Raw genomic sequence first — 17,159 nt, forward strand, 5'->3', positions numbered from 1 at the left:
AGTTTATTCTACCTTCAACATCATTTCACGCCAGCCCTTTGTTACCCAACATTTAGCATCACCAGATAAACAGCATTGCTGAACGGGTAATTGTTCACCACAACGCTCACACTTGCGCTTAGATAGCTCCTCAGCTTGTCGTTTATACTCGGCATCATCTTTACGAATAAGCATCTGCAAGTATTCAACAACATCATACGGTTCACGACCAGGCCTACGCAGAACACAATTACGCTGTAACATCTCCAGCTCTTGATTATCCACCAGCAATTCAATCTTTGTTACACCAAGCTCCTTTTGGCGCTTACGTTGTAGTGCCTTACGTTCAGCAGGTGATTTAGCCATTTACTAACTCCTTTGGCACATCGACTTCACCACCTAACACCACAGCGACAGTAGCACGACAAATTGCCTCTTGAGGTGTATCACCATCGTAATAATCATCTTGTAAGTAATTACAGATAGCAGACCATGCAATTTGATAATGTCCGAAATCGTTACTCAACATCTCATTGATAAGTTCGATAGCGTAAGTCTCAATAAACTCACCACACTTTAACCAGTCGCTAGATGGGCTATATACGCAGTTATTAGCATCAACAATAAACTCTTTATAAATACGAACATCAACGCCAACGGCTTTACCTACCGCCCAATCAAGCGCTAATCCTTTTAGTTTTGAGGTTTTAATTTTCATCATTTGCCTTTGCGTGACATGTCACGATTGTTTGATTTGTTGAATAAGTCTAATAGCATCAATTTCTTGACTCATAATTTCTTCCCAAACTCATTCAACGATTAATTAACTCAGTCACGAACTTAACGAATGGTAATAAGTTCATGATTTTCTGTATTTTCAGGTAACGTTACCCCTATCTTTCCCTGCTCACCCCAAAGCTTTGACGCGCTGATATTCCACACCCTGCAATCTTCATCAAAGATGGCGTCCATAACGGCTTTAATCAGGTTATCGACATCAGGACGTTGCTGGTGGGGTTTTCCATTCATCTCAATGCGTTTTTTCTTACTCCATGATTTAGGCATAGGGATAACAAACGTTAGGTGAGCACCGCTTTCCGGTAACGTAAAATGGTTAGCTCTCATCTCGTCACAAAAAGCGTGGTACTTAACGACAACGGGTCTTTTCTTCCATGCGTCACGCTGTGTCATACGTGGCTTTGGTACAGGATTGATATAATAAATTTGCTGTTTCATGCACGTACCGCCACCAGCATTGCGTTCATACGGTTATGAATATCAGCAATCTTTCCATGCTGTAACGGTGGTAAGCTCTTTCTGACGTAGGTTAGTGAACCTTTCTGACAGATAACATACTTATCCGTAGGTTTTGCTGGCTTCTTGGTCATTAGAGAGGCTTCTTTTTTGATATCTAAATCACGTAGACGCTCCATGTAATCAGGCGCTAGCGTGTATACATAACCAATTCCGACTACCGCTCTGCGCTCAACAACGGCGCATTCAATCAACTTGATCAACGCATAATTGGTCGTTGAGCGATTTTTCTTACCATCAAGCTCTGAGGCAATCTCGGTTATTTCGTTAACTGATAGCGGTTTTTTCTTGTCATGTAATATTTCAACAACTAAATCCTGCATAAATTTCATATACGATAACCCTTAATAGATTAATCATTACGCTTAATATATCCAATTTGGTCATGTTTTCAAGTATAAAAAAACAGAGTTTTTAATTAAACTCATACCCACTTAAAACGCTCTCAAATCGTCTATACGCTGTTTTCACTACTCAGACACCCAATCGCATACCTATAACAAATAAAACTCACCAGTGTTTATTACGCTAAGAATTTTGATATCCAATAAACCTCATGCCGATTTATGTTTACGTTTTTCAGCATTTTCTAATAAATCCATCCATGCAGGTCTCGGTCTGGTTTTATCTTCAAGTCTTAACGTGGGTTTAGGTATTACCTCTCCTCGTTGTACTCGCTCAGACCACATACGGATCATTTTATTTAATCGCTTCTCAACCTCCGCTTCTGTCAACCTAAGGTCGTATACCTTTTGCCTAAGGTCAGTGAAGATCCAATACTGTACCGGATGTCTAAATGGGTACATCTCAGCACTATGGTAATTGCATCGTCTTGCTAGGTATTTATTGAAATCTCTCAGCATTTCATCAAATGGAATTCCAAAAGCATTAGTGTCTACCAGCTTGTCAGAAAGCATTGAAATGACATCAGATAACTCTGGTGGCCACGGATTACCATTGCTACAACGCTCAATGCAGAATTTAAATATCAAATCGAATTGATCGTTATTCAATCCGCTGAGTGCTCGTTTCCACATCAATGAGGGTTCCGTCCCGTTCTTGTTTGTCCATTTCTCCCCATAGAACTCCGTCATTTGTAGCCAAAGAGTCGAGATACTCTTGCCCATGTTTTTCTCTGATTTTGTGTTCCACGAGTTGTACGGCTCTTGATTTGCCACTGTTTGGATCGAATTTAAATTCTGATTTGCCATTATTATTTACTCCAGTATTGCTGTTATTCGCTTTAGCACGTTGGAATTTAATACTTTTTGCCAATGCCATTTCCCATTGTTCGTGATGTTTAGCTTTCCCCTCGGATTTCCAGTACGTAATAAATTCGGCAAGTTCAGTTGGTTTAACTGGCTCTGTTAAAGTGCATCCCCAAAAAGCAGATTTACGTAAAAAATCGCTATCAGGTTCCCATTCATCAAACATCACAAATTTACCGTCAACGCTAAAACCACCAGCAGGAACTCTGTCATTTAAAATGGCATTATCCACATCAGGCAAATTTCCTTCGCGCGTGTTACAGAGAGTTGTTTTAATACTTCCTTTCCCTTCCTTTCCTAAAGGTAGTCCTACCGTATCGCTACCGTAGTCATACGGTAGTAGGTTCATCTCTTTGATTTTACTTGGCGTTTTCTTGTTTACGACTTGATGTTTTGTGAAATTATTTATTAATCCAAAGTGCTTCCCATTTTGGGCAGAAAATAAGCTGATATAGCCACAGTTGGAAAGCTCCTGTAGTAGTACCGGAATACTACGGGAGGTTTCACGTATTGGAAAAACAGCCGCTTTTATTAGCTTTGGATTAGCATTGAAATAGCCTTCATCGTCAGCGTAATTTAATAACCCTATTGCCAATAAACACGCTGACTCAGATATTTCAGCCATATCCTCATCAGTCCAAAATGTTGGCTTAATAGTCCTGATACGGGCCATATCACCCCCTGATATTGTCTTCATAAGCAATATTTCTATTACGAGCCATCTTTAATAATCGGCTGACTTCTTTTCTGTAGTTGGATGAATTAATTGCGGAACATTCAACACAAACACCATTACTGGTAAAACGCTCAGAATCATGACCATGTCTACATAATTTTCCCGTATAGAAACGACTTAGACCATTTTCAATGGCTTGCTTTCTAGTCACAATTTTCATCATCACCTCTTTTTCTATGATTAGTTAGCAATAAGATTATCCATTATTTTAAAATAGATCAACCTAAAAAGATTTATTGGTTATCAATAAAAAAATTAAGGACCACCGAAGTGATCCTTATCTATAAACAGCCTTTGAATTATTATCGAATAAAGAAATTGATTAATTGCTCTCTGGTTGTATCTGCACCGAACTCAACACAAATATCATATAACTTATTGAGTTTACTTAGTGAAGGCTTACGTTTTGCATAGCGTAGCTGATGTGATAGATACAATTGGCTATATCCCGTTCTTTGAGAAAATGCTTCTCTTTGCTTAATCGTTAAGCTATTCCAAAATTTTTTAAAGTCGAAAACTTCCATAATTTCACCAATTTGATTAACCAATAAATAATAGTAACCGTTTAGGTACTTTACCAAAAGGGTTATTTGTTTGTTTAATACACCATAACTTAATCAAATTTGTATAAAGAATAGACACCAAAGGACTTGGAGAAATGAAAAGCATTGCTGAAATTAGAAAAGATAACCTGATTTATATTATTGAACGCTACTACAACGGCAAACAAAAATTACTGGCTGATGCGTTAGGCGTAGCACCAAGTATGATCTCTCGTTACCTATCACCAAAAGATTTAAAAAGTCATCGTGAACTCACCGATCCAATGTCACGCAAAATTGAATATGTGACTAGAATTAGCAAATATTGGATGGATGTAGACCACTTAAAAGAAGGTCATGCGGAGTCAGAAAAAGAAGAATATATTCCGACTGAAATTGGCAAGATACTCTCAGATAACATCACAACATTCATGTTAAATGATGGAATAAAATCAAGAGTTAAGCTTTCTGTCGATTCAGGGCTAGCACAATCAACGGTTAACCGCATTATCAATTGTGAAGCCAGCGCCACCGCTGAAAGCATTGATGCTATTGCAAAAGCAATGGGTCGCCAAGCCTATGAATTACTAATCCCTAAAAATGATAAAGGCACTATTAACTATGATAGAAGAGCCTATTCAAAACTTCCCGCCAGCGAACAAGCTGCTATTGAAAACTTCATTGAATTTATCATTAATAAAAACCAGCCTATCTCCCACGACTAACCCTCTCCATTAAAAAGAAGTCATATCTTGGCTTCTTTTTACTCTTAATAAATCATTAAATTTCATAGTGATAAAAACAAACATAACCATATTGGTGATTTATTTGTTTTTCATGGTTGACAATGGTTAATTTGTGGTTATTATTAAAAGCATAAGTTAACCAATACGGTTAATTTGTTCTTTAACAATATGGATAAAAGAGACTGATTTTTTAATGCGCTCAGACATAACCAATTTGGTGATTAGTCATGATCTTTTATATCAAAGACGGTAAGCATGTATTTACCTTATCTGGCTTAAATGAGTCACAGTCATTTGACAATTTTAAAGCCGGTATTGAGTGGGCTTATGTAAGAAAGCTCGCATTACAAACAGAACAATTAGTAGGTAAACAAAATGTCAGACACTAAGCACTTAAATGTGTTGATTGCAAAAGCTCTTTTACTTAACCAAGATATTAGTGATAGCGAACAAGTAGATGCGCTAACAGCTCATATCAATGGTGATATTGAAAAAGAAGAGTTTAAGCAATATGACCACTTTATTAATATCACGCTACTTGCACTTTCATTGGTTCCTAATATCAGCAGTGAACTCAGTGAAGAGCAAATCGTTAACGCTATTATGTCATTTATTGATAACCCTGATATGCGTAGCGTTCGTCATAGAGTTAATCACTTTAACTCATTAATAAATCCAAAAACCGCCTCAATTGAGGTAGAAAAAAAGGAAGTACCTCAGGACGAGGTGATTTTTCATGTCAGCAATAATAACCAAAACGGTCAACACAAAGAAACGGAAGATATTCCACAGGAAGAAAATGACCAACCTGCTTATTTTGAACCTGGTCGTTATCCCGATATTCCTAACGAGGTGTATCACAGTTCAAACGGTATCAGTAGTTCGATGTTAAAAGATGCTCGTATTAGTTTGATGTATTACGAGTTACGCCATGTAACAAAAGTTATTGAGCGTGAAAATAAGCGTTGTTTCGACTTAGGTAGCGCATTTCACACGTTAACAATGGAACCTGAAAAGTTTGATACTGAATTCAGTGTTAAGCCAATTATTCCAGAGGGTGCCTTTACAACAACGGAAACAATGAAGTCATGGATTGACGAATACAACAATAAGTTGCCTAAGAAGCTCTCACAAGATGAGTTAAAAGCAATTATTGAAGAACATAATGCCACTCTGACACCGCAACTTTCCACCAGCGGAAAAGCCGAAGAGCTAGGTCAGATATACATGCAGTTACCCGATGAATTTAAAGCCATTCCAGAGGATGGGAAATTCACAGGTGCAGCAATGAAAGCCTGTATCAAAGCCTATAACGATACTTTGCCAACACCATTGAAAACCTCAGGTAATACCGACGCATTACTTGAGCAGATATACCACCACATCAACCCCGAATTATATTTGTCAGAAGTAAGTAAGCCTGAGCCACTTAGAAAACCCGTCAAAAAAGATGACCTCATGCAGGTTATTAAAGAAGTGAACCCTGATGCTGTATTTGAAGATGAAATCATTAGCCAATGGCTTAGTGATGATTCAAAAATTCATGTTCAAACCGTTGACTATGAAATGGCAAATAACATGCGTAGCGCTGTTATGAACCACAAAGAAGCATCCAGTTTATTAAACCACCCTAACCGCGTATCAGAAGTGAGCTACTACGGCATTGATGAAGATACTGGTCTTGAAATTCGTGTTCGTCCTGATATCGAAATTCAAACAGAAAATAACCGATTAGGTTTTGACCTCAAATCAGTAGCACTTGGTCGATTTAAACAAGATGCCATTGAATCCATGATCCGCAGAGAAATCATTAATCGCGATTATCACATCAGTGCAGCTATGTATTGTGATGTAGCAATGCTGGATCAGTTCTTCTGGATATTCGTTAACAAAGATGAGCATTACCACTGGGTTGCTATCGTTGAAGCCTCTCCTGAATTACTTGAACTGGGTCGTGCTGAGTACAAAAAGACACTGCGTGATATCCGTGAAGCTATGGATACAGGATATTGGCCAGCGCCTATCACCACTACTCTCACTATCGATATCACTGACTTTGAGCAGAGAAAGTTAGAAGAACTGCAAAACGAAGTCGCTTAATAAAACTGCGCTTGAACAATCAGGCGCACGTTTGGAGTAAATATTATGTCAGAAGTAGCAACTCTCGAAAGAAATCAATCAGTAATGAATAACACATCATTACTTTTTAATCCTGAATCATTAGACCGTATTGTCAAATTTGCGGAGCTAATGGCATCAGGTACAGCAACGGTGCCAAGACATCTGCAAGGTAAACCATCTGATTGTCTTGCTATCACAATGCAGTCCGCACGTTGGGGAATGGATCCTTTCGTTGTCGGTCAAAAAACTCATGTCATCAATGGTGTGCTTGGTTATGAAGCCCAATTAGTAAATGCAGTTATTACCAGTTCAAATGCTGTTGTAGGTCGATTCCATTACAAATACGGTGGCGACTGGGAAAAGATTGTAGGCATGAAAGATAAACGTGATGAATCGGGTTTATTTATTGAAGTCGGTGCAATTTTAAGAGGTGAAGAAGAAATTACATGGGGTGAGCCTGTTTACCTTGCTGACGTACAGACGAGAAACTCACCACTTTGGAAAACAATGCCTAAGCAACAAATCGCGTATCTCGCTGTAAAATATTGGGCCCGTCTTTATTGCCCTGAAGTTATCCTAGGTGTGTATACACCAGAAGAACTTGAAGATCGTCCGATTAAAGACATCACCCCACCGAAAGAACGTGTAAGCATTAATGAAATCACTACCCAGAAACAATCAAATAATGCTGAACCTGTAAAAGAAGCTCAAGGCGAGTTTATACCTAAGTTCGATGCGCAAGCATTTAGATTAGCTATTGATGATGTTCAAACTGTCGAAGAAGCTAAAAATATTCGTGCAGAAATTGAGAACTTAAAAAATGAAATGGGGATCAACCTGTTTACTGAATTAAAAAATAAAGCAGTACAGGCATACCACCGCATTGATGCACGTAATGCCTTAGAAGCTTCTATCAACTCACTTCCTGAATCTGGCTCACCAGAAGCCACAGAAGCATTTGAAAAAGTAGACAAGCTACTAAAATCAAGCAAAAGAAAACTTGGTGATGAATTATACGAGTCTTTCTCTATCACACTTGATGATATGCGCCCTGAATACCAGTGATCCTATTTAAAGCGGAGCGATACAGCTCCGCAAGGAGTTTAAATATGAATATTAAATTACCTATCAACCCTATTCGTATGCCTGCTGTTTTAAAGCTAACAGGACTTTCTCGCTCAACTATTCGCACTTTAGAGAAGAAAGGTGATTTTCCAAAGCGTATGTATTTGTCGGTGCGCTGTGTTGCTTGGGAAGCGGAAGAAGTAGATGAGTGGTTGAAAAAACGTTCTCAATCAAGAGAGACACCTAAGTGTTACACCGAACGTAAGCGTAATGAAGCTGGTCAGTTTGTGAGTAACGCCTAACCCCTACCCGTTAACCAAAGAACTCAGTGTAAGGATGCAATGAAGAGGAATGACGATGAAACATCCATCAATTATACAAATTAGCAACGATAGTATTCAAACGCTACTAATGAAAGGGGAGCATACCGCCAACGAGGTGATTAATTCAGCCATTGAGTCTGGAGAAATAGATGAGAGTGACCGCCAATTTTGGGAAAAACACAACAAGGTAGATATTTGTTATTTCAAAGCAGTTCCCAAGCCTGGTTATTCAGCGTATTACCATGAATCAAGCAAAGATGTTAAAAGTGCATTTTTAGCAACGGCTGTCATGGTTTATTGGTAAGGATGCAATGCGGAAGAATGAATATGAAAGACAGAATCAAGTTTAACGATGTAATGCTAAAGGCTGTCATAGATGGCAGAAAAACACAGACACGCAGGCCAATTAAACCACAACCAAAAGTAACCGAAGATGGGTTACGCTATCTTAGTGCATGGCAAGATGGTTACACACTATCAGAGCAAGTATGCGCAGCATGGCGGCATGGATTTGTTGATGTTGATTGCCCGTATGGTGAGATTGGCGACATTATCAACATTGCAAACAAGGACGGTAATATCAAAGGAAAAATTGAAATTACTGATGTTTGGGTTCAGCAAGTAAACAATATCAGCGAAAGTGATGCAGAAGCCGAGGGATTTAACGGGAAATTAAATGCACATACTTCTTACTTTGCTGTGGAATGGATTGCAATATATGGAATTGATAGCTGGGTAAATAACGAATGGGTATGGGTGATTGAGTTTTACTATATAAAGAAGTAAAGTCATAGTAATGTAATTCTGAAAAATATTTATCAACAGTATGAAAAATAAATGTATAAAACTTTATCGAAAGCTATTTTCACATACGCCTTCCGTGCGAGAAGATATCGATCTGCTATCCGATGAGCACTATAGAAACAAGGAGTATAATTTTTATTTTATATCATCAGCATCCTTATCAATAATTTCAGCAACTTTTTTTATAGGAATGCTTAGTTTTAATTTTAAAACAGCCAGTATGATTGAGTTAGTGGAAATATATTTATCAATATTCTTCTTTTCCATGTCTCTTTCATTAAACTCATTTTTTATTTTTTCATTATTTATATCTTCTGGTGATGAACTTGACAAAATAAAAATAATAATTTTTAAGTATAGAGTTTTTGGATTGTTTAAGTTGTTATCATTTATATTTCCTTTTCTTGGGATGTTTTTTCTAATATCATATTTCAGTTTTTTAATTGCAATTTTCTCATTAATTAGTTTTTTTGTTATGAATTATTGTTATGAAAGGTTAATAATGAAAGCAAAAAAAAGAGCAAAAAAAATTTGAAACGATGCCCTGCACTAGCAGGGTTTTTTATACCTAAAATTCAGAGGATACAATGAAGCCAATACTTGATATGTGCTGTGGCTCTCGTATGTTTTATTTTGATAAACAAGACGACCGAGTTTTATTTAATGATATTAGAGCAGAAGAACATATTTTATGTGATGGAAGAATTTTAAATATAACACCAGATATTATTTCTGATTTTAAAAATCTTCCATTTCCTAATAATACATTTTATCAAGTGCTATTTGATCCACCTCATTTAATTAGAGTTGGCAAAAATAGCTGGATGTTTAAAAAATACGGTTCGTTAAATAAAGACTCATGGAAAGAAGATTTAAAAAAAGGATTTACTGAAGCATTTCGTGTGTTAAAGCCAAATGGAACCTTATTGTTTAAGTGGAATGAAACTCAAATATCCGTTAAACAAATATTAGCTTTAACCAATGAAAAACCAACTGCCGTTCAGCGTGTAGGGAAAAACGATAAAACACACTGGATAGCATTTTATAAAGGGAACGAATGAAAAAATATGACCTTATATATTGTGATCCTCCGTGGGATTACAAAAATAAAGTTTCAAACGGTGCTGCTAAAAATCATTATCCAACAACATCCCTCTTCAATTTAACTCATATCCCTATTCACTCTATTGCATCTGATAACGCAGTTCTTGCCATGTGGTATACAGGTAATTTTGTACTCGAGGCTATTAAATTAGCTGAAGCTTGGGGCTTTAAAGTCCGCACAATGAAAGCTTTTACATGGGTTAAGTTTAACCCTTTAGCATGGCAACGAATTGATAAAGCTATTAAAAACAGCGAGTTATTTAATTATCACGACCTGTTTGAACTATTAGATGCTGAAACAAAAATGAATGGAGGTAACTACACCAGAGCCAATAGTGAAGATGTTTTAATCGCTACTCGAGGCAATGGATTACAGCGCATTAGTGCTAGCGTTAAGCAAATCGTATTTAGTTGTTTAGGTGAGCATAGCGAAAAACCGTGGGAAGTAAAAAACCGTCTTGAACAGTTGTACGGTGATGTAAATCGCATTGAGCTATTCGCTCGTAACATGTCACAAGGTTGGGATGCATGGGGCAATCAATGTCCTAACAACAGTATCGAACTTATCAATTCTCATTTTATTTGTAAGGAATAAATATGCCTGATATCGCAGATGATGCTAATGACTTAACGGCTCTACAAATCAACACCGCATTAGCAAACAGAGAGCCACCGGCCAAAAGCTTAACTGGATTTTGTATCTGGTGTCGTGAAGAGCCTGTAACAGAGAACAGCGCTTACTGCTCTAAAGAGTGTGGGGATGATCACGCTCAGTACAAAAGGAAAAACGGCTAATGATTATTTTACTCACATTATTAGCTGTGTACTTATGGCTTGCTGGATACCTGTTTTCAGAATCTAAGCACGAAAGCGACAATATAAAAGATATTGTGGCCAGACTGTTTTACTCAACAATCTGGCCTATTGTCGGTGTGCTTTACCTATCGTCACTACTTGCTTATAAAACACTTGGCGAAGAATGACCGAGCGTTAATCTTTCTCTTTTATCCATTCATCCACCATATCAGCCCACTCTTGTAACATCTTCCTACGCTGTTCAGCATATTCAGCTTTGTTGTAAACGGCTCTAACGCCATTTTGAACGTGTGCTAAACATTTCTCTATCCAATCTGAGTTATAACCTGCTTCGTGCAATAGCGTGCTTGCTGTGCGTCGTAAATCGTGAACGGTAACTGGTTCGAACTCAATACCTTTTTCATTGATACGTTTTACGGTGCCATCAATCACGTTATTCAATGCAGCATTAGAAAGTGGCTTTTTAATATCATATCGACCAGGCATTAAGTAATCACTTCCCATCGCACAAACTTTCATACCAGTTAGGATATCCATTGCTTGATCAGAGAGATAAATAACATGCTCTTTTCTCCCCTTCATTCGCCCTTTAGGGATCACCCATTGTCTATTTTTAAAGTCTATTTCATCCCATGTAGCGTGAATAAACTCAGACTTTCTGACTAATGTTAGCAAGACAAATTTAACGGCCAATTTTAAGGTTGGATAACAACTATAGTTTTCTAGTTCACGAAATAAGATACCGATTTCTTTCGGTGACATTGCCCTTTCTCGTGCCTGAAAAGTCCCTATCGAAGATGCCTTTATTGCATCTGCTGGGTTAGTAATTTCATAACCTCTATCTATGGCATAAGTAAAAACAGATCCAACAATCTCACGTACTTGTAATGCGGTCGCTTTTGCGCCTCTATCCTTTATCTTTTCACACAAAGCTCTAAGCCTTGGTGTGGTGATCTCTTCTAGCTGAAGCTTGCCGAATACAGGATAGATTTCTTTTTCAATAATTGCTTCTTTCATGGCCCTTGTAGAGTCAGCATATTGGGCATCATTAAGGAAATTGACGGTATAGTCTTTGAATACCGTCCCTATTTTTTTACTCTCAATACCGTCACGTTTCTTTGAAGCTGGCGATATGCCTGCGCTTAGCAGCCTTTTTGCTTCAATTAATTCAGCTCTTGCTTCTGCAAGCGTGATACCGTCAGCACTGTATCGACCAAAAGTAACCGTTTCTCTCCTTCCATTAAAACGATAATCATATCTAAATGAAATAACACCACTTTTTGTCACTGCAACGTATAAACCATCTCGATCAGACACTTTATAAAGCTTGTCTTGTGGCTTTAAACTTCTTAGTTTTGTATCGGTCAGCATGCTATAACCTCAATGCTGATACCGTCAAATGACAGCAAATTCATGACGGTATCAGTGTCTTAATTTTATAATTTATATTTTGATACCGTCACATATACCGTCATTTTTTTCGGTTCTTGTCAACCATCACCAACCATAGAAAACAAAAAAGCCACCAGTAACTTACTGATGGCTCTTGTTTTTTTAACCTTTATCAACTATTGCTGATAAACGGTATTTTATTCCCACTCAATCGTTGCTGGTGGTTTACCGCTGATATCATAAACAACACGGGAAATACCACTAACTTCATTGATAATACGGTTAGAAACGCGACCTAAGAAGTCATATGGTAGATGTGCCCAATGCGCTGTCATAAAATCCACAGTTTCAACTGCACGTAATGAAACAACCCAGTCATATTTACGACCGTCGCCCATAACACCCACTGAACGTACAGGTAAGAACACGGTAAATGCTTGGCTTACTTTATTATATAAATCAGCTTTATGCAGTTCTTCGATAAAGATAGCATCAGCGCGACGTAATAAATCACAGTATTCTTTCTTGATCTCACCTAATACGCGAACCCCTAAACCTGGACCCGGGAATGGGTGACGATAAAGCATGTTGTATGGTAATCCTAACTCTAAACCAATCTTACGCACTTCATCTTTAAACAGTTCTTTTAATGGCTCAACTAAGCCCAGTTTCATATCGTCTGGTAAACCACCTACGTTATGGTGCGATTTAATCACATGAGCTTTACCTGTTGCAGATGCAGCAGACTCAATCACATCAGGATAGATAGTACCTTGTGCTAACCATTTAACTTGTGGCTGTTTAACAGCTTCTTCATCAAAGATTTCAATGAATGTATGACCAATGATTTTGCGTTTTTTCTCAGGATCGTTCTCGCCTTTTAACGCAGTTAAGAAACGCTCTTCCGCTTCAACATGGATAATATTTAGGTCAAATTTACCTTTAAACATTTCCATGACTTGTTCTGCTTCATTCAGACGCAATAAGCCGTTATCAACAAATACACATGTTAAACGCTTACCAATTGCACGGTTTAACAATAATGCAGTTACTGATGAGTCAACACCGCCTGATAACGCTAAAATAACGTGATCATCACCAATTTGCTCTTTTAAACGAGCAACAGTGTCTTCAATAATTGCAGCAGAAGTCCACAGCGCATCACAACCACAGATATCTAAAACAAAACGTTTTAAAATCGCTAAACCTTGATGGGTATGTGTAACTTCAGGGTGGAATTGAACACCATAAAAACGTTTTTCTTCATTCGCCATAATAGCAAATGGGCAAGTTTCAGTGCTTGCTACTGTTACAAAGTCTGATGGAATAGCAGTTACTTTGTCGCCGTGGCTCATCCATACATCTAATAATGGTTTACCATCTTCGCTAACTGAATCTTGAATATCACGGAATAGTGCACAAGTTTCACGAATTTCAACTTGTGAATAACCAAATTCACGCTCACCAGAAACTTCGACGTCGCCACCTAATTGCATCGACATCGTTTGCATACCATAACAAATTCCTAATACAGGAACGCCTGCATTGAATACGTATTCTGGTGCGCGAGGGCTGTTGTCTTCAGTAGTACTTTCAGGGCCACCAGACAGAATAATACCATTAGGATTAAATTCACGAATTTGTTCTTCTGTAACATCCCATGCCCAGAGTTCACAATAAACGCCGATTTCACGGATACGACGAGCAATAAGCTGCGTATACTGTGAACCGAAATCAAGGATAAGAATGCGATGATTATGGATATTTGCTGTCATTTGTGGTGAATTCCAAAACAGATAAAGTCATAAAGTTGAAAGGCTTGCCAATTTATAATTAAAACACGGTAATAACTAAAACAAGCCTTTCTCGGAATAAATTACATACCTAAGCGATAGTTAGGCGATTCTTTCGTGATGGTTACATCATGGACGTGGCTTTCTTGAATACCTGCACCACTGATACGAACAAATTCAGCTTTGGTATTCAACTCTTTAATTGTTGCGCAGCCTGTTAAGCCCATGCACGAGCGTAAACCACCCATTTGTTGATGCACGATAGTTTTCAATAAACCTTTATAAGCAACACGGCCTTCGATACCTTCTGGTACTAATTTGTCTGCTGCATTGTCGGTTTGGAAGTAACGATCTGATGAGCCTTTAGACATCGCACCTAATGAACCCATGCCACGATAAGATTTATAAGAACGACCTTGGAACAGTTCGATTTCGCCCGGAGATTCTTCAGTACCTGCAAACATTGAACCAACCATAACGCACGCTGCACCTGCTGCTAATGCTTTTGCAATATCGCCAGAGAAACGGATACCACCATCTGCAATAACAGGAATGTTGCGATCTTTCAGCGCTTCAACAGCATCTGCAATAGCAGTAATTTGTGGTACACCAACACCCGTTACGATACGTGTTGTACAAATTGAGCCTGGGCCAATACCTACTTTAACTGCGCTCACACCTGCATCTGCTAGTGCTAATGCGCCTTCTGCGGTTGCAACGTTGCCACCAATAATAGGTAGATTTGGATATAATGCACGAGTATCACGAATACGCTGTAATACACCTTCAGAGTGACCGTGAGATGAGTCAATAAGTAAAACGTCAACACCAGCAGCAACTAATGCAGCGACACGCTCTTCATTACCTGCACCCGCCCCAACAGCAGCACCAACACGTAAACGACCATGTTCGTCTTTACAAGCATTTGGTTTACGTTCTGCTTTCTTGAAGTCTTTTACAGTGATCATACCTTTCAGGTGGAAGTTGTTATCAACCACTAAGGCTTTCTCTACACGTTTTTCATGCATTCTTTGCATAACAACATCTCGTGCTTCGCCTTCTTGTACAGTCACTAAGCGCTCTTTTGGTGTCATTACCGCAGTAACAGGTTGGTCTAAATCAGTAACAAAACGAACATCACGACCAGTAATAATACCTACTAATTCGTTGTCATTAGTCACAACAGGGTAACCCGCAAAGCCATTGCGTTCAGTCATTGCTTGAACTTCACGTAAAGAAGTTTCTGGTGTTACGGTGATAGGATCAGTGACAACACCACTTTCATGTTTTTTCACACGACGAACTTCTTCAGTTTGACGTTCGATAGACATGTTTTTGTGGATAAAACCAATTCCACCTTCTTGAGCTAATGCGATAGCTAAAGGCGCTTCAGTCACAGTATCCATTGCAGCAGAAAGCATAGGAACATTTAGGCGGATTGTTTCAGTCAGTTGAGTAGACAAGTCGGCAGTATTAGGAAGAACAGTGGAGTGTGCAGGAACTAACAAAACATCATCAAATGTAAGTGCTTCTTTTTTAATTCGTAACATAGCAATATCTCACCAAGGCGGCTTTTAGGAAATAGAAAATATTGCCGCGGAATTATACACACCGTAATCGGTTGCTTCTAGCTTTTTTTCAAAATTTTTATTGATCCTGCCACTAACTTAGGTAGTATCAATCAATTAAGTCTTTGTTTTAAAATTTGATCTGGCTCACATGACACTACCGATAAACAATAATATTTTTACTGTTAGCCGTCTAAATAAGACCGTTCGCCAGTTATTAGAAATGGAAATGGGTCGCATTTGGATCAGCGCTGAAATTTCCAATTTTACTCAACCCTCTTCTGGTCATTGGTATTTTACGTTAAAAGATACCAATGCCCAAATTAGAGCGGCGATGTTTCGTGGGCAAAATACTAAAGTTACTTTTCGCCCTCAGCATGGTCAGCAAGTTTTAGTGCGTGCAACAATTACATTGTATGAGCCAAGAGGTGATTACCAATTGATTGTTGAGAGTATGCAACCTGCTGGTGACGGGCTTTTACAACAACAGTTTGAGCTATTAAAACAAAAACTCAGTGCAGAAGGTTTATTTGATGCTATTCATAAAAAACCCCTGCCATCACCCGCTAAACAAATTGGTGTTATCACTTCATCAACAGGAGCAGCACTACACGACATTTTAAATATTCTTCGTCGTCGTGATCCCTCTTTGCCTGTTCTTATCTATCCAACTGCCGTTCAAGGTGCTGAAGCGCCTATGCAGATTGTTCATGCCATCGAACTGGCTAACCGCCGTAAAGAATGTGATGTTTTAATTGTTGGTCGTGGCGGTGGTTCGTTAGAAGATCTCTGGGCATTTAATGATGAACGCGTTGCTCGTGCTATTTTTGCCAGTGAAATTCCGATTGTAAGTGCTGTTGGTCATGAAACTGATGTCACTATTGCTGATTTTATTGCCGACCTTAGAGCCCCAACCCCTTCAGCTGCAGCAGAACTTATTAGTCGTAACAAACTTGAGCTATTGCGCCAATTGCAATCACAGCAACAACGCCTTGAAATGGCGATGGATTACTATTTGGCGAAAAAATTACGTGCAATAACACAGCTTCATCATCGTTTACAGCAACAGCATCCTCATTTACGTCTTGCTCGTCAGCAAAATGTATTAGCTTCAACACAACAGCGTTTAGTTGCTAGTTTTCAACGGTTATTACAAACCAAGCAACATCAACAAACACAACTACAAAAACGCCTTACTTACCAAGAGCCTAGTTCCCAAATTCAAGCATTACTTCGCCAACAACAGCTGTTGATTTACCGTATGCGAGAAAGTATTTCACAACAGCTATCTCGTCAACGTGAACAATTCGCGATTAGCTGTTCTCGTTTAGAAAGTGTGAGTCCTCTCGCAACACTTTCTCGCGGTTACAGTATTAGTGAAACAGAGTCTGGAGAAGTGCTGAAAAATACCAAACAGGTGAAAGTAGGTGATCCGCTAAAAACGCGTGTTGAAGATGGTTGGATCACCAGTGAAGTGGTTAAAACGCAAAAGATAAGAGCTAAACGTAAGACCACCTCTAAAAATGATGATTAACCTCCTATCAAATATAGGTCAATATAAATACAAAAGGAAAACGGCATCAGAATA

General features: G+C 38.5%; 23 protein-coding genes. 11 read left to right on the plus strand and 12 right to left on the minus strand.

Annotated elements, in window-relative coordinates:
- Nucleotides 1-3 precede the first annotated feature (3 nt).
- The 8 genes from EHE21_RS11000 to EHE21_RS11035 all read right to left on the minus strand — a co-directional run bounded on the left by EHE21_RS11000 (nucleotide 4) and on the right by EHE21_RS11035 (nucleotide 3,821).
- Entirely contained in the window at nucleotides 4-345 is a 342-nt protein-coding gene (locus EHE21_RS11000) for a hypothetical protein (RefSeq protein ID WP_194950697.1), read from the minus strand.
- Complete coding sequence (locus EHE21_RS11005; protein ID WP_194950698.1) at nucleotides 338-700, minus strand: phage protein NinX family protein; 363 nt, start codon at nucleotides 698-700, stop codon at nucleotides 338-340. The genes EHE21_RS11000 and EHE21_RS11005 overlap by 8 nt, the downstream gene beginning before the upstream one ends.
- 119 nt (nucleotides 701-819) lie before the next feature.
- The gene (locus tag EHE21_RS11010) at nucleotides 820-1,215 is read right to left on the minus strand and encodes a RusA family crossover junction endodeoxyribonuclease (RefSeq protein WP_063073783.1); all 396 of its coding nucleotides are present in this window, start codon (nucleotides 1,213-1,215) and stop codon (nucleotides 820-822) included.
- Nucleotides 1,212-1,625, minus strand: a complete 414-nt coding sequence (locus tag EHE21_RS11015; protein ID WP_194950699.1) for a hypothetical protein — start codon at nucleotides 1,623-1,625, stop codon at nucleotides 1,212-1,214. Before EHE21_RS11015 ends, EHE21_RS11010 begins: the two co-directional genes overlap by 4 nt.
- A gap of 222 nt (nucleotides 1,626-1,847) precedes the next feature.
- A complete protein-coding gene (locus EHE21_RS11020) occupies nucleotides 1,848-2,330 on the minus strand; it encodes a replication protein P (protein WP_194950700.1) in 483 nt (160 codons plus the stop codon).
- Complete coding sequence (locus EHE21_RS11025) at nucleotides 2,299-3,234, minus strand: DnaT-like ssDNA-binding domain-containing protein (RefSeq protein ID WP_194950701.1); 936 nt, start codon at nucleotides 3,232-3,234, stop codon at nucleotides 2,299-2,301. Before EHE21_RS11025 ends, EHE21_RS11020 begins: the two co-directional genes overlap by 32 nt.
- A 1-nt stretch (nucleotide 3,235) precedes the next feature.
- On the minus strand, nucleotides 3,236-3,457 hold the full coding sequence (locus tag EHE21_RS11030; protein ID WP_004250866.1) for a hypothetical protein: 222 nt from the start codon (nucleotides 3,455-3,457) through the stop codon (nucleotides 3,236-3,238).
- Between the two features lie 142 nt (nucleotides 3,458-3,599).
- Complete coding sequence (locus EHE21_RS11035) at nucleotides 3,600-3,821, minus strand: hypothetical protein (RefSeq protein ID WP_228766670.1); 222 nt, start codon at nucleotides 3,819-3,821, stop codon at nucleotides 3,600-3,602.
- A 134-nt stretch (nucleotides 3,822-3,955) separates the two neighbouring features.
- On the opposite strand from EHE21_RS11035, the gene EHE21_RS11040 reads away from it, so the two are divergent.
- From EHE21_RS11040 to EHE21_RS11070, 7 genes are all read left to right on the plus strand, one after another.
- Nucleotides 3,956-4,564: a hypothetical protein gene (locus tag EHE21_RS11040; RefSeq protein WP_004243373.1), complete on the plus strand. Its 609-nt coding sequence runs from the start codon at nucleotides 3,956-3,958 to the stop codon at nucleotides 4,562-4,564.
- 248 nt (nucleotides 4,565-4,812) lie between these two features.
- Nucleotides 4,813-4,974, plus strand: a complete 162-nt coding sequence (locus EHE21_RS11045) for a hypothetical protein (RefSeq protein ID WP_004243375.1) — start codon at nucleotides 4,813-4,815, stop codon at nucleotides 4,972-4,974.
- Entirely contained in the window at nucleotides 4,961-6,685 is a 1,725-nt protein-coding gene (locus EHE21_RS11050; RefSeq protein ID WP_194950702.1) for a PD-(D/E)XK nuclease-like domain-containing protein, read from the plus strand. Before EHE21_RS11045 ends, EHE21_RS11050 begins: the two co-directional genes overlap by 14 nt.
- A gap of 45 nt (nucleotides 6,686-6,730) precedes the next feature.
- Nucleotides 6,731-7,771, plus strand: coding sequence for a RecT family recombinase (locus EHE21_RS11055; RefSeq protein ID WP_194950703.1), 1,041 nt, complete (start codon nucleotides 6,731-6,733; stop codon nucleotides 7,769-7,771).
- Between the two features lie 44 nt (nucleotides 7,772-7,815).
- Nucleotides 7,816-8,073 carry a helix-turn-helix transcriptional regulator gene (locus EHE21_RS11060; RefSeq protein WP_194950704.1) on the plus strand — a complete coding sequence of 86 codons (258 nt, stop codon included), beginning with the start codon at nucleotides 7,816-7,818 and terminating at the stop codon, nucleotides 8,071-8,073.
- 55 nt (nucleotides 8,074-8,128) lie between these two features.
- Complete coding sequence (locus tag EHE21_RS11065; RefSeq protein WP_194950705.1) at nucleotides 8,129-8,398, plus strand: hypothetical protein; 270 nt, start codon at nucleotides 8,129-8,131, stop codon at nucleotides 8,396-8,398.
- Between the two features lie 23 nt (nucleotides 8,399-8,421).
- Entirely contained in the window at nucleotides 8,422-8,880 is a 459-nt protein-coding gene (locus tag EHE21_RS11070) for an ASCH domain-containing protein (RefSeq protein ID WP_194950706.1), read from the plus strand.
- 153 nt (nucleotides 8,881-9,033) lie between these two features.
- On the opposite strand, the gene EHE21_RS18990 is transcribed toward EHE21_RS11070, so the two are convergent.
- Nucleotides 9,034-9,165, minus strand: a complete 132-nt coding sequence (locus tag EHE21_RS18990; protein ID WP_258165033.1) for a hypothetical protein — start codon at nucleotides 9,163-9,165, stop codon at nucleotides 9,034-9,036.
- A 320-nt stretch (nucleotides 9,166-9,485) separates the two neighbouring features.
- On the opposite strand from EHE21_RS18990, the gene EHE21_RS11075 reads away from it, so the two are divergent.
- Genes EHE21_RS11075 through EHE21_RS11085 form a run of 3 tightly spaced genes read left to right on the plus strand, consistent with a single transcriptional unit; the run spans nucleotide 9,486 to nucleotide 10,797 of the window.
- Entirely contained in the window at nucleotides 9,486-9,959 is a 474-nt protein-coding gene (locus EHE21_RS11075; RefSeq protein WP_194950707.1) for a class I SAM-dependent methyltransferase, read from the plus strand.
- Nucleotides 9,956-10,597: an MT-A70 family methyltransferase gene (locus EHE21_RS11080; RefSeq protein ID WP_194950708.1), complete on the plus strand. Its 642-nt coding sequence runs from the start codon at nucleotides 9,956-9,958 to the stop codon at nucleotides 10,595-10,597. Before EHE21_RS11075 ends, EHE21_RS11080 begins: the two co-directional genes overlap by 4 nt.
- A gap of 2 nt (nucleotides 10,598-10,599) precedes the next feature.
- Nucleotides 10,600-10,797 (plus strand): hypothetical protein, encoded by a 198-nt coding sequence (locus tag EHE21_RS11085; protein ID WP_036936127.1) that lies wholly within the window; start codon nucleotides 10,600-10,602, stop codon nucleotides 10,795-10,797.
- A gap of 195 nt (nucleotides 10,798-10,992) precedes the next feature.
- Here EHE21_RS11085 and EHE21_RS11090 read toward each other — a convergent pair whose 3' ends face one another.
- The 3 genes from EHE21_RS11090 to guaB all read right to left on the minus strand — a co-directional run bounded on the left by EHE21_RS11090 (nucleotide 10,993) and on the right by guaB (nucleotide 15,553).
- Complete coding sequence (locus tag EHE21_RS11090) at nucleotides 10,993-12,189, minus strand: tyrosine-type recombinase/integrase (protein ID WP_194950709.1); 1,197 nt, start codon at nucleotides 12,187-12,189, stop codon at nucleotides 10,993-10,995.
- A 218-nt stretch (nucleotides 12,190-12,407) separates the two neighbouring features.
- The gene (guaA, locus tag EHE21_RS11095; RefSeq protein ID WP_194950710.1) at nucleotides 12,408-13,985 is read right to left on the minus strand and encodes a glutamine-hydrolyzing GMP synthase; all 1,578 of its coding nucleotides are present in this window, start codon (nucleotides 13,983-13,985) and stop codon (nucleotides 12,408-12,410) included.
- Between the two features lie 101 nt (nucleotides 13,986-14,086).
- Nucleotides 14,087-15,553: an IMP dehydrogenase gene (gene guaB / locus EHE21_RS11100; RefSeq protein WP_194950711.1), complete on the minus strand. Its 1,467-nt coding sequence runs from the start codon at nucleotides 15,551-15,553 to the stop codon at nucleotides 14,087-14,089.
- A 169-nt stretch (nucleotides 15,554-15,722) separates the two neighbouring features.
- Here guaB and xseA point away from each other — a divergent pair, with 169 nt between their 5' ends.
- Nucleotides 15,723-17,105, plus strand: coding sequence for an exodeoxyribonuclease VII large subunit (gene xseA, locus EHE21_RS11105; RefSeq protein ID WP_194950712.1), 1,383 nt, complete (start codon nucleotides 15,723-15,725; stop codon nucleotides 17,103-17,105).
- Nucleotides 17,106-17,159: the final 54 nt, after the last annotated feature.

The sequence above is a fragment of the Proteus sp. GOKU genome (assembly GCF_015475555.1).
GTDB classification, from domain to species: Bacteria; Pseudomonadota; Gammaproteobacteria; order Enterobacterales; family Enterobacteriaceae; genus Proteus; species Proteus mirabilis_B.